Source organism: Enterobacter cloacae complex sp. 6730903, assembly GCF_048283985.1.
GTDB classification, from domain to species: Bacteria; Pseudomonadota; Gammaproteobacteria; order Enterobacterales; family Enterobacteriaceae; genus Enterobacter; species Enterobacter hormaechei_C.
Map to the genome: position 1 here is coordinate 1 of NZ_JBLVXX010000008.1, position 11,936 is coordinate 11,936.

Below are 11,936 nucleotides of genomic sequence, written 5' to 3' on the forward strand. Positions count from 1 at the left end.
GAGGTTAGTCGTCGGCAGCGTCAGATGTGTATAAGAGACAGGTGCTATACCTTATAGCACAGGCTAATTTTGCTTTGATTTTAATCACCTCAGGAGACTTCTGCGATGCATCCACGGCAAGGATTGAAGCGACTGTTGCTCGGCGCGCTACTCATGACCGCGACCACGACCGGCGCGCTGGCGGCTGAAAAGTTCCAGGTCATCACCACTTTTACCGTTATTGCTGATATGGCGAAAAACGTGGCGGGGGATGCCGCAGAGGTCACCTCCATTACCAAACCGGGCGCGGAAATTCACGAATACCAGCCCACCCCGGGCGATATCAAACGTGCGCAGAAGGCGCAGCTGATCCTGGCGAACGGCATGAACCTGGAGCTGTGGTTCCAGCGCTTTTATCAGCATCTGAACGGCGTGCCGGAGGTGATTGTCACCAAAGGCATCACCCCGATGGGCATCAGCGAAGGGCCGTATAACGGCAAACCCAATCCGCACGCGTGGATGTCGCCGGACAACGCCCTGATTTACGTCGATAACATCCGCGACGCGCTGGTGAAGTACGATCCGGCCAACGCCCAGACCTACCAGCGCAATGCGGAAGCCTACAAGCAGAAGATCACCGCCACTCTCGCACCGCTGCGCAAGCAGGTCGCGGAGATCCCGGAAGACAAGCGCTGGATGGTGACCAGTGAAGGCGCTTTTTCCTATCTGGCGCGGGATTTGGGCCTGAAGGAGCTGTACCTGTGGCCGATCAACGCCGATCAGCAGGGCACGCCCCAGCAGGTGCGCAAGGTTATCGATCTGGTGAAAAAACATCGCATCCCGGCGGTGTTCAGCGAAAGCACGGTCTCGGATAAACCCGCCCGTCAGGTGGCGCGGGAAACCGGCGCCCACTACGGCGGCGTGCTGTACGTTGACTCCCTGAGCGCGGAAAACGGTCCGGTGCCGACCTATATCGATCTGCTGAACGTCACCACCCGCACGCTGGTGCAGGGCATCCGTGACGGGATGAAGGAGTAACCATGCAGAAGGGGATTGTTGTAACCGACGTGACCGTGACCTACCGCAACGGCCACACGGCGCTGCGTGACGCGTCGTTCAGCGTGCCGGGCGGATCGATTGCCGCCCTGGTGGGGGTGAACGGTTCCGGCAAGTCCACGTTGTTTAAGGCGGTGATGGGGTTTGTGCGGGCGGCGAGCGGCACTATCTCCATTCTGGGGTTGCCGCCTCACCAGGCGCTGCGTCAGAACCTGGTCGCCTACGTGCCGCAGTCGGAAGAGGTCGACTGGTCGTTTCCGGTGCTGGTCGAAGACGTGGTGATGATGGGCCGCTACGGGCATATGGGGTTTCTGCGTCGGCCCAAAGAATGCGATAAGCAGATCGTCACCGATGCCCTGAAGCGCGTGGATATGCTTGAGCTGCGCCATCGGCAGATTGGCGAACTGTCCGGAGGCCAAAAGAAGCGCGTGTTTCTGGCGCGGGCGATTGCCCAGCAGGGCGAAGTGATCCTGCTCGACGAGCCGTTTACCGGCGTGGACGTCAAAACCGAAGCCAGGATCATCAGCCTGCTGCGGGAGCTGCGCGACGAGGGCAAAACCATGCTGGTCTCGACCCACAATCTGGGCTCGGTCACAGAATTCTGCGATTACACGGTGATGGTCAAAGGCACCGTGCTGGCGAGCGGCCCGACGGAAACCACCTTCACCGCCGAGAAACTTGAGCACGCCTTCAGCGGCGTGCTGCGCCACGTGGTGCTCAGCGGTTCGGAAGATCGCATTATTACCGACGACGAGCGCCCCTTCGTCACGCACCGTCAGGAGGCCAAATGAACGCGCTTCTCGAACCCTTCGGCTACGAGTACATGCTCAACGCGATGTGGGTCTCGGCGATGGTAGGCGGGCTGTGCGCGTTTCTCTCCTGCTATCTGATGCTCAAAGGCTGGTCGCTGATCGGCGATGCGCTGTCGCACTCCATCGTGCCAGGCGTGGCGGGTGCTTATATGCTCGGGCTGCCGTTCTCGCTGGGGGCGTTTTTATCGGGCGGGCTGGCGGCGGGCAGCATGCTGTTTCTCAACCAGCGCAGCCGTCTGAAGGAGGACGCCATTATCGGGCTGATCTTCTCCTCCTTTTTCGGACTGGGGCTGTTTATGGTCTCGCTCAACCCGACATCGGTGAACATTCAGACCATCGTCCTCGGCAATATTCTGGCTATCGCCCCGCAAGATATCGTCCAGCTGGCGATTATCGGCGTAGTGTCGATGGTTATCCTGCTGTTCAAATGGAAAGATCTGATGGTGACCTTTTTTGATGAGAACCACGCCCGCGCCATCGGCCTGCGCCCGGAACGCCTGAAAATTCTCTTCTTTACGCTGCTGGCGGTCTCTACCGTGGCGGCGCTGCAAACCGTCGGCGCATTTCTGGTGATCTGTCTGGTGGTCACGCCCGGCGCGACCGCGTGGCTGCTGACCGACCGCTTCCCGCGCCTGCTGATGATTGCGGTCGCCATTGGCAGCATCACCAGCTTCCTCGGCGCGTGGGCCAGTTATTACCTGGACGGCGCCACCGGCGGCATTATCGTGGTCGCCCAGACGCTGCTGTTCCTGATGGCGTTCGTCTTTGCGCCGAAGCACGGGCTGCTTGCCAGCCGTCGTCGGGCGCGGGAGGCACACCCATGTTGACGCTGCTTCTCGAACCGTTCCAGTTTGCGTTTATGAACAACGCGCTGCTGATTTCACTCCTGGTGGCCGTGCCCTGCGCGCTGCTGTCGGTTTTTCTGGTGCTGAAAGGCTGGGCGCTGATGGGCGACGCCATGAGCCACGCGGTGTTTCCCGGCGTCGTGCTGGCCTGGATGATGGGCCTGCCGCTGGCGCTGGGGGCATTCGTGGCCGGTCTGTTCTGCGCGGTCGCCACCGGATACCTGAAGGATAACAGCCGCATCAAGCAGGATACGGTCATGGGGATCGTCTTTTCCGGCATGTTCGGCGCCGGGCTGATCCTCTATATCGCCGTCAAACCTGAGGTGCATCTCGACCACATTCTGTTCGGCGATATGCTGGGTATTAACGGGATGGACATTCTGCAAAGCGGTCTCGTCGCGGGGCTGATTGCGCTGGTGATTGGCCTGAAGTGGCGCGATTTTCTGCTGTTCTGCTTTGACTATCAGCAGGCGCAGGCGAGCGGCCTGCGCACCCGCTGGCTGCACTACGGCTTACTGTGCATGGTTTCGCTGACCATCGTTGCGACGCTGAAAGCGGTGGGGATCATTCTGTCGATTTCCCTGCTGATTGCGCCCGGCGCGGTGGCGGTGCTGATTACTCGACGCTTTCACACGGCGTTGCTGGTGGCGGTCGCCGTTTCAGCCCTCGTGTCGGTAAGCGGCGTGTATGCCTCGTTTTATCTCGACAGCGCGCCTGCACCGACCATTGTGGTCCTGTTCGCGATGGTGTTTATCGTGACGTTTGTGGTGACCAGCGTGAAGGCGCGTCGCCTGGAGCGTGTGACAGCAGGGTGATGACCTGTTCGCCGTGCTGCTGCCAGTGCAGGGGGAAGGCGGTGCCTTCGTTAAAGCCAGCCAGTTGACGGGTCAACGCCAGCGTGAGCGTCTTGTCGTCGAGCCTGGTAACGCGGGCGCAGTCAAAACCCATATATGATTTCACCTGCGGAAAGAGGGCCTTGAACAGGCTCTCTTTGGCGCTGAAGACCAGCGTCAGGGCGAGGGCGAACGGGTATCCCAGGCGGGAAAACACAGGTTCTTCCTGCGTATCAATAATGCCGTCTTTGATTTCCCTGGCTTCGTTTTCGGAGAGGATCGTTTCACAATCGATGCCGATAAGCGCCGGGTATTGCGTGACGACGGCTATCGCCTGCGTGCCGCTGTGGGTGATGCTGCCGGAAATACCGTGCGGCCAGAGCGGTTCCCCGCTGGGGCCGATGGCGGGAACAGTGCGATCGTTTAATGCGTGCGCGGCGGCGATGCGGCCTGCGAGGTGGTCGGCCTTGCGTTTGCGTCCGGCGTCAGCGAGCTGGGCGTGATGGGGGAGCCAGAGGAGATCGGCGTCGGTGAAGGTGGTGGGGTCGAAAGTGATGCGGTGGAGGGTGTGGCCGGCGAGAGAAAATGTGCTGTGGTTTGTGTGCATGGTTTTCCCTTCAGTATTGTGCGGCCTGATGCCCTCACCCCGGCCCTCTCCCACAGGGAGAGGGGGAAGTCATTGCCTATATCAGAACCTCGTATTCACGCTCATGTACCAGGTGCGACCCGGCTCATTATACGTATACGCACCCGCACCGTACATATACGCACCCGTCGTGGTATTACCCGTGGTCTGGGCATTACCCGCGCGCCACTGGCGCTTGTCGAATACGTTGTCCACGCCGCCGGTCAGGCTGACGTTTTTGGTCACGTCCCAGGTCGCGCTCAGGCCAACGATGCTGTACGGGCTGACTTCGTCTTTCTCAGACCCGGTCACCGGCTGACCTTTGTAGTTGTACTTCTTCGGCTGCTGCTTGCCGTACCAGGTGAAGGTCGACTGCAATGACACATCCTGACGTACCTGCCAGCTCAGGGTAGAGTTCAGCGTGTACTCCGGGATGATCGACAGACGATCGCCGGTCTCCTTGTTCTTGCTTTGCAGCATGTAGGTGATGTTGTTGGTCCAGTTGATGGTGTCGCTGACCGGCACGTTCAGGGAGCCTTCCAGACCTTCCACTACCGCCTTCGGCACGTTTTCCCACTGGTAGATATCGGTGGTGACTTTGCCGGTGGACGTCTGGCCAATCGGCGCGTAGCCCGCTTCAATCTTGTTGCGGTAGTCGTTGCGGAACCAGGTCACGCCCGCCAGCCAGCCGTCGCGTTTCCACTCCAGGCCAATCTCTTTGTTGATACTGGTTTCCGCTTTCAGATCGTCGTTACCCATCATGTAGCAGCCCACGCCGTCGGAACTGGCGTAGCAGCCCTGGCCTTTGCTGTACAGCAGGTAGTTCGGGTTGGTCTGATACAGGCTCGGCGCTTTATAGGCGCGCGCGATGCCCATCTTCAGGGTGAAGTCATCCCCCAGACCTTGCGACAGGTTCAGGGACGGGCTCCAGTTATTACCCACAATAGTATGGTGGTCGAAGCGCAGGGCAGGGGTCAGCATGGTGCTGTCGGTCAGCTCCATGTTGTTTTCGGCGAACAGGGAGAAGATCTCCGCTGAGGTGTACGGGCTACGGTCTTCGCTCATGCCCGGGATAGTGCCGCCCTGCTGGGTTTGCGAGAAGGAGGTCGAGTCCTTCATGCGCTGCTGGTTCCACTCGGTGCCGAGCGTCAGGTTCTGGTTCACAATGAAATCAATCGGCAGGTTGATTTCGCTGTGCAGCATCACGTCGGCCAGATCGGTATCGGTGAACTTATTGCTGTTGAACAGGCCTTCCAGACCGCCCGCCAGCCCTTCACCCAGACGAGAGTTGCGGGTGTGCTCGTACTGCGCCCAGTTGCTGGTGGTGATGCCGTTATCCCAGCCGCCGTTCCAGGTCACCGCGAAGTTCTGACGATAGATACGGTTAGTCTCTTTACCGTAGTTTTTCTTCACCAGCGCGTTGTCGTTGTTGGTGTTCTGCGTGTCACCCGCATACAGGTTGTTCTGGCGGCTGTAGCCCGCTTCAAACTCCAGCGACTGCATCGGTGCGAAGTCCCAGCGCACCACGCCGTTGATGTCTTTATTTTCCACCCCTTCACGGCCTGCGGGCAGGGTGTTGGCGTAAGCGCCCGTGCGATCGGACTGATGACCCTGGTTGATATCCCACGCGTCGGCCTGGGTTTTATCCAGGTTACCGTACATGCGGAAGCTGAAATCCCCGCCCAGCGGGCCGCTCAGGCTGAAGTTGGTGCGTTTGGTGGAACCTTCGTCTTTATGCTCTGGCGCGTTCAGATAGGTGTTCCAGGAGCCGTGCCACTGGTCGTCGAATTTTTTGGTGATGATGTTCACCACGCCGCCCGCCGCGCCGTTACCGTAGCGGGCAGCAGCCGGGCCACGGATCACTTCGATGCGCTCGATCATCTCCGGCGGGACCCAGCCGGTATCGCCGCGGGTATCACGCTCGCCGCGCCAGCCCAGACGGATGGAGTTGCGGCTGGTGACCGGCTTGCCGTCAATCAGGATCAGGGTGTTTTCCGGGCCCATGCCGCGAATGTCAATCTGACGGTTGTTCCCGCGCTGGCCGCTGGTGGAGTTGCCGGTCAGGTTAACGCCCGGCATGGTGCGGATGATTTCCGCCACGTCGCGCGCGGGCGGGTTTTTGCGGATCTCGTCGGCGGTGATGGTCGACACGCCCGGCGCCTGCAAATTCTGCTCGGCGGCGGTGATCACCATGGTGTCTTCGTGCTGCGCGGAGGCGGTGTTGTCGTCTGCCATGGCGGGCAGCGCGACACCATAAATCCCTAAATTGACCAGCAAGGCCAGAGAGTGAATCTTCTTATTCATTGTACGTCCCGCTTTTATGGTTAATTAATGAGCGCGCTTCCCACAGCGCGGGCATTACGCTATTGCAAATGAAAATAGTTATCAATAATATTATCAATAAAATTTGCTCTGCAACAAAAAAGACTGTTAAACATGGGGTTATAAGGGTGACGGCGTTAACAACCGGAAGTGAAGCGTGGTGGCAGGCGAAAAACGGGCCGGAACGGGAACGTCATCAGGAAAACTATCGCGTGACATTCTGGTGGCGGGACCCGGCGGGAACGCAGAAAACGTCGACGGTGAAACGCGTCTGGCTCTACGTCACCGGCGTGACCGATCACCATCAAAATGCCCGTCCGCAGTCCCTTGAACGTATCCCGGATACCGACGTCTGGCAGTGGCAGGGCGAGTTCAGCCCGGAATGGCGCGGCAGCTACTGTTTTATCCCCTCCGATAATGAAAACGATTTTGCCAGCGCAGTGTTTGACGGCGAGCAGCCGGACCGCATGGCGCTGCGGGAAGGCTGGCGCAAACTGCTGCCGCACGCGGTGTCCGACCCGCTGAATGCCCAGAGCTGGCGCGGCGGGCGCGGGCACGCCGTCTCGGCGCTGGAGATGCCGGAGGCGCCCGTACAGCCCGGCTGGAACCATCCCGATACCCCTTACAAAAAGCCTGTCTGCATTGAGTGGCACAGCGCGCGTCTGAAGAACCGTCGCCGCGTGTGGATTTTTACCACCGGGGATGAAAGCCCTAAGCGCCCGCTGGCGGTGCTGCTCGACGGGCAGTTCTGGGCCGAAAGCATGCCCGTCTGGCCTGCGCTGGCGTCGCTCACCCATGAAGGCAAACTGCCGCCTGCGGTCTATGTCTTAATCGACGTGATTGACACCGCACACCGCAGCCGCGAGCTGCCGTGTAACCCTGATTTCTGGCTGGCGGTGCAGGACGAACTCCTCCCGCAGGTGAAAAGCATGGCCCCGTTCAGTGACCGCGCCGACCATACCGTGGTGGCGGGCCAGAGCTTCGGCGGTCTTTCCTCCCTCTACGCGGGCCTCAACTGGCCGCAGCGTTTTGGCTGCATTCTCAGCCAGTCCGGATCCTACTGGTGGCCGCACCGCGGCGCGCAGCTGGACGGGCTGCTCATCGAACAACTCAAAGCGGGTGAAAAAACCGCTCGCGGGCTGCGCATCGTCCTTGAGGCCGGGCGCAACGAACCGCTTATCTTGCGCGCAAACCAGGCGATCCTCGCCGAACTACACACTCAGCAACCGGTTTTCTGGCGTCAGGTTGACGGCGGACACGATGCGCTTTGCTGGCGCGGTGGGCTGACGCAGGGGCTGATGACCCTCTGGCAGCCGCTTATTCAATAACGGAGTCTGTATGGAATTCAGCAATCCTTTCGATAATCCGCAGGGACAGTTCGCCATTTTGCAAAATGACCAGGGGCAGTACAGCCTGTGGCCGCAGCAGTGCGAGTTGCCCGCGGGCTGGCGCGTGGTCTGCGAACCGCAATCTCAGGAGGCGTGCCAGCAGTGGCTGGCGGAACAGTGGCAGACGCTTGAGCCGTCTTATTTTGCGGGGGAGCGCGCATGAACCGTCTCCCTCTTGTCGCCGCCCAGCCGGGGATCTGGATGGCAGAGCAGCTTTCCTCCCTGCCAAACGCCTGGAGCGTCGCGCACTACACCGAACTGAAAGGCGCTATCGATGCGCCATTGCTGGCAAAAGCCATCGCTGAAGGCATGATGCAGGCCGACACGCTGCGGATGCGTTTTGCCGAAGATAACGGAGAGGTGTGGCAGTGGATCGATGAGGCCATGATCCTGCCGGAGCCGTCCATCGTGCGCGTTGACTGCCACGACGCCGCCGTGGCGCTGATGGAGGCCGATCTCAACCAGAACCTGCGCGTCGACAGCGGTCAGCCGCTGGCGTTTCACCAGCTGATTCAGGTGGGAGAAAGCCACTGGTACTGGTATCAGCGCTATCATCATCTGGTGGTGGATGGCTTCAGTTTCCCGGCTATTACCCGTCAGATCGCCGCCATTTACGCTGCGTGGCAGAGAGGTGAACCCTCGCCCGCCTCCCCGTTCACCCCGTTCGCCGAGGTGGTGGAGGAGTATCAGCGCTATCGCGACAGCGAGGCGTATCAGCGCGACGGTGCTTTCTGGGCCGAACAACGCAAACAGCTTCCTTCTCCGGTCTCGCTCTCTTCCGCGCCGCTGCCGGGTCGCACCGCCACCACCGACATCCTGCGCCTGAAAATTGCGATGGACGGCTATGCGTTCAGCCAGCTTGCACAGATGGCAGGCCAGGCGCAGCGTACCGATCTGGCCCTTGCGCTGGTGGCGCTGTGGCTGGGCCGTCTGACCGGACGGCTGGACTACGCCGCCGGGTTTATCTTTATGCGCCGCATGGGCTCCGCCGCGCTGACCGCGACCGGACCGGTGCTCAACGTCCTGCCGCTGGCGGTCAATATCGATCCGCAGGAGAGCCTGCCGACGCTGGCGCTGCGCCTGGCGAACCAGCTGAAAAAGATGCGCCGCCATCAGCGTTACGACGCCGAGCAGATCGTGCGCGACAGCGGGAAGGCCGCAGGCGACGAAGCCCTGTTTGGTCCGGTGCTGAACGTCAAGGTGTTCGATTATCAGCTGGATATCGACGGCGTGGAGGCCATGACCCACACGCTGGCGACCGGCCCGGTGAACGATCTGGAGCTGGCGCTGTTCCCGGACGAGCAGGGCGGACTGAGTATTGAGATCCTCGCCAACGGGCAGCGTTACGACGAGGCGACGCTGAAGGGACACGCGGCGCGCCTGAACGCAATGCTGATGCAGTTTGCCGCCAATCCGGACCTGCGCTGCGGCGACGTGGAAACCGTATCAGAGCATGAATACGTCCGGCTGGCGCGCATCAACGATACCGGGCTGGCGCTGCCGTCCACCACGCTGGCGGATCTGGTGGCGGAGCAGGCGAGCAAAACGCCGGACGCCCCCGCGCTGGCGGATGCCCATACTGAACTGAACTACCGCCAGATGCGCGAGCAGGTAGTCGCACTGGCAAACCTGCTGCGCGCGCGCGGCGTGAAGCCGGGCGACAGCGTGGCGGTGGCGCTCCCGCGCTCGGTGTTCCTGACCCTGGCGCTGCACGGGATTGTTGAAGCTGGCGCCGCCTGGCTGCCGCTGGATACCGGTTATCCGGACGACCGTCTGCGAATGATGCTGGAGGACGCGAAGCCGTCGCTGCTCATTACCACCGACGAGCAGCTTCCGCGCTTTAACGATCTGCCGATCGCCACCTTTAGTTACAACACACTATTACCGGCCACCGATGCTGAACCTCTGCGGCTGGCGAAGCCGGAGCAGACCGCGTACATCATCTTTACTTCCGGTTCGACGGGACGTCCAAAAGGGGTGATGGTCGGCCATACCGCCATCGTTAACCGCCTGAAGTGGATGCAGGATCATTATCCACTGACGGCGCATGACGTGGTGGCGCAGAAAACGCCGTGCAGCTTTGACGTGTCGGTGTGGGAGTTCTGGTGGCCGTTTATCGCCGGGGCGAAGCTGGTGATGGCCGAGCCGGACGCGCACCGCGATCCGCAGGCGATGCAGAACTTCTTCGCAGAATATGGCGTAACCACCACCCACTTCGTGCCGTCAATGCTGGCGGCGTTCGTCGCCTCGCTGACGCCGGAAAACGTCGACTGTTGCAGGACGCTAAAGCAGGTGTTCTGTAGCGGCGAGGCGTTGCCGACTGCGCTGTGTCGCGAGTGGGAACAGCTCACCCATGCGCCGCTGCATAACCTCTATGGCCCGACCGAAGCGGCGGTGGACGTCAGCTGGTATCCGGCGTACGGCCCCGAGCTGGCGGCGGTGAAAGGCAACAGCGTGCCTATCGGCTTCCCGGTGTGGAATACGGGGCTGCGCATTCTGGACGCGATGATGCGCCCGGTGCCGTTCGGCGTGGCGGGAGATCTGTATCTGACCGGCATTCAGCTGGCGCAGGGGTATCTGGGCCGTCCGGACCTCACCGCCAGCCGCTTTATTGCCGATCCGTTTGCCCCCGGCGAGCGAATGTACCGCACCGGGGACGTTGCCCGCTGGCTGGACAACGGCGCGGTGGAATATCTGGGCCGCAGCGACGATCAGCTGAAAATCCGCGGACAGCGCATCGAGCTGGGCGAAATCGACCAGGCGATGCTTGCGCTGCCGGATGTGGCTCAGGCCGTGGCGCACGCCTGCGTGTTCAACCAGGCGGCTGCCACGGGCGGCGATGCCCGCCAGCTGGTGGGGTACGTTGTCTCCGAATCCGGCTTACCGCTGGATCGTGACGCGCTGCTTGCATCACTCAAAGCCCAGCTGCCGCCACATATGGTGCCGGTGGTGCTGCTGCAAATCAGCGCGTTGCCGTTAAGCGCCAACGGCAAGCTGGATCGCAAGGCGTTGCCGCTGCCGGAGCTGACCAGCAAAACTTCCGGTCGCGCGCCTGAGACGCAAACCGAAGTCGCCGTGGCGCAGGCGTTTTCTGCCCTGCTGGGCTGCGCGGTGAACGATATCGAAGCCGATTTTTTTGCCCTCGGCGGCCACTCGCTGCTGGCGATGCGTCTCGCGGCTCAGCTTAGCCGTGCGTTCAGCCGCAAGGTCACGCCGGGGCAGATTATGGTCGCCTCGACGGTGAGTAAGCTTAGCGCCCTGCTGGACTCGCAGATGAGCGACGAGCAGGCGCAGCGTCTGGGGTATGAAACTGTTCTCCCGCTGCGTGAAAGCAACGGCCCGACGCTGTTCTGCTTCCATCCGGCGTCCGGCTTTGCCTGGCAGTTTAGCGTCCTGGCGCGCTACCTCAGCCCGCGCTGGTCAATCGTCGGCATTCAGTCGCCGCGCCCGGACGGGCCGATGCAGCAGTGTGCGGATCTCGATGCGGTGATCGAGCATCATCTGAACACGTTGCGTAAGCAACAGCCGCAGGGGCCGTATTATCTGTTCGGCTATTCCCTCGGCGGCACGCTGGCGCAGGGCATTGCGGCGCGCCTGCGCGAGCAGGGTGAAGACGTAGCGTTCCTCGGCCTGCTGGATACCTGGCCGCCGGAAACCCAGAACTGGGCGGAGAAAGAGGCCAACGGCCTCGATCCGGAGGTGCTGGCGGAAATTGAGCGCGAACGTCAGGCGTTTATTGCCGCCCAGCAGGGGCAGGGCTCCAGCGAGTTGTTTAACGCTATCGAAGGCAACTACACCGACGCGGTGCGGCTGCTCACCACGGCACACAGCGCGCGGTTTGACGGTAAAGCGACGCTGTTTGTCGCCGAGCGAACGCGAACCCTGGATCCGCAGGTCGCGTGGGCGCCGTGGGTGGGTGAGCTGGAGGTGTACAGCCAGGACTGCGCCCACGTGGATATTATTTCACCGCAGGCGTTTGAGAAGATTGGGCCGGTACTGAAGGAAATTTTAGGATAGTGCAAATGCCCGGTGGCGCTGCGCTTACCGGGCCTACGGGAGCGGAATGTAGGCCGGGT

The 11,936-nt window shown here is 61.4% G+C and carries 9 protein-coding genes; 7 read left to right on the forward strand and 2 right to left on the reverse strand.

All coding sequences use genetic code 11. The annotated features are described in order from the left end of the window. Positions 1–105 precede the first annotated feature (105 nt). From sitA to ACNQ0W_RS05805, 4 genes are read left to right on the forward strand one after another with little or no spacing between them, the layout of a single operon-like run. Positions 106–1,017 (forward strand): iron/manganese ABC transporter substrate-binding protein SitA, encoded by a 912-nt coding sequence (gene sitA, locus ACNQ0W_RS05790; RefSeq protein WP_062932236.1) that lies wholly within the window; start codon positions 106–108, stop codon positions 1,015–1,017. Positions 1,018–1,019: 2 nt separating this feature from the next. Then, the gene (sitB, locus tag ACNQ0W_RS05795; RefSeq protein WP_116329815.1) at positions 1,020–1,826 is read left to right on the forward strand and encodes an iron/manganese ABC transporter ATP-binding protein SitB; all 807 of its coding nucleotides are present in this window, start codon (positions 1,020–1,022) and stop codon (positions 1,824–1,826) included. Then, positions 1,823–2,674 (forward strand): iron/manganese ABC transporter permease subunit SitC, encoded by an 852-nt coding sequence (gene sitC / locus ACNQ0W_RS05800; protein WP_180261496.1) that lies wholly within the window; start codon positions 1,823–1,825, stop codon positions 2,672–2,674. The genes sitB and sitC overlap by 4 nt, the downstream gene beginning before the upstream one ends. Beyond that, positions 2,668–3,507 (forward strand): metal ABC transporter permease, encoded by an 840-nt coding sequence (locus tag ACNQ0W_RS05805; RefSeq protein WP_062932234.1) that lies wholly within the window; start codon positions 2,668–2,670, stop codon positions 3,505–3,507. Before sitC ends, ACNQ0W_RS05805 begins: the two co-directional genes overlap by 7 nt. Here the strand turns inward: ACNQ0W_RS05805 and entD are convergent. Together entD and ACNQ0W_RS05815 are read right to left on the reverse strand one after the other, a co-directional pair. Then, a complete protein-coding gene (gene entD, locus ACNQ0W_RS05810; RefSeq protein ID WP_062932233.1) occupies positions 3,443–4,132 on the reverse strand; it encodes an enterobactin synthase subunit EntD in 690 nt (229 codons plus the stop codon). The genes ACNQ0W_RS05805 and entD overlap by 65 nt on opposite strands. A gap of 81 nt (positions 4,133–4,213) precedes the next feature. After that, positions 4,214–6,454, reverse strand: coding sequence for a TonB-dependent siderophore receptor (locus ACNQ0W_RS05815; protein WP_047052915.1), 2,241 nt, complete (start codon positions 6,452–6,454; stop codon positions 4,214–4,216). 146 nt (positions 6,455–6,600) lie between these two features. Here ACNQ0W_RS05815 and fes point away from each other — a divergent pair, with 146 nt between their 5' ends. Genes fes through entF form a run of 3 tightly spaced genes read left to right on the forward strand, consistent with a single transcriptional unit; the run spans position 6,601 to position 11,877 of the window. Beyond that, positions 6,601–7,800, forward strand: coding sequence for an enterochelin esterase (gene fes, locus ACNQ0W_RS05820; protein ID WP_062932232.1), 1,200 nt, complete (start codon positions 6,601–6,603; stop codon positions 7,798–7,800). A 10-nt stretch (positions 7,801–7,810) separates the two neighbouring features. After that, the gene (locus ACNQ0W_RS05825) at positions 7,811–8,023 is read left to right on the forward strand and encodes an MbtH family protein (protein WP_062932231.1); all 213 of its coding nucleotides are present in this window, start codon (positions 7,811–7,813) and stop codon (positions 8,021–8,023) included. Beyond that, positions 8,020–11,877, forward strand: a complete 3,858-nt coding sequence (entF, locus tag ACNQ0W_RS05830) for an enterobactin non-ribosomal peptide synthetase EntF (protein WP_062932230.1) — start codon at positions 8,020–8,022, stop codon at positions 11,875–11,877. Before ACNQ0W_RS05825 ends, entF begins: the two co-directional genes overlap by 4 nt. Positions 11,878–11,936 lie beyond the last annotated feature (59 nt).

What these genes read in the sequence shown, in the direction of transcription:
- sitA (WP_062932236.1), top strand. Translation starts at nt 106, where the DNA reads ATGCATCCACGGCAAGGATTGAAGCGACTGTTGCTCGGCGCGCTACTC.
- sitB (WP_116329815.1), top strand. Translation starts at nt 1,020, where the DNA reads ATGCAGAAGGGGATTGTTGTAACCGACGTGACCGTGACCTACCGCAAC.
- sitC (WP_180261496.1), top strand. Translation starts at nt 1,823, where the DNA reads ATGAACGCGCTTCTCGAACCCTTCGGCTACGAGTACATGCTCAACGCG.
- ACNQ0W_RS05805 (WP_062932234.1), top strand. Translation starts at nt 2,668, where the DNA reads ATGTTGACGCTGCTTCTCGAACCGTTCCAGTTTGCGTTTATGAACAAC.
- entD (WP_062932233.1), bottom strand. Translation starts at nt 4,132, where the DNA reads ATGCACACAAACCACAGCACATTTTCTCTCGCCGGCCACACCCTCCAC.
- ACNQ0W_RS05815 (WP_047052915.1), bottom strand. Translation starts at nt 6,454, where the DNA reads ATGAATAAGAAGATTCACTCTCTGGCCTTGCTGGTCAATTTAGGGATT.
- ACNQ0W_RS05825 (WP_062932231.1), top strand. Translation starts at nt 7,811, where the DNA reads ATGGAATTCAGCAATCCTTTCGATAATCCGCAGGGACAGTTCGCCATT.
- entF (WP_062932230.1), top strand. Translation starts at nt 8,020, where the DNA reads ATGAACCGTCTCCCTCTTGTCGCCGCCCAGCCGGGGATCTGGATGGCA.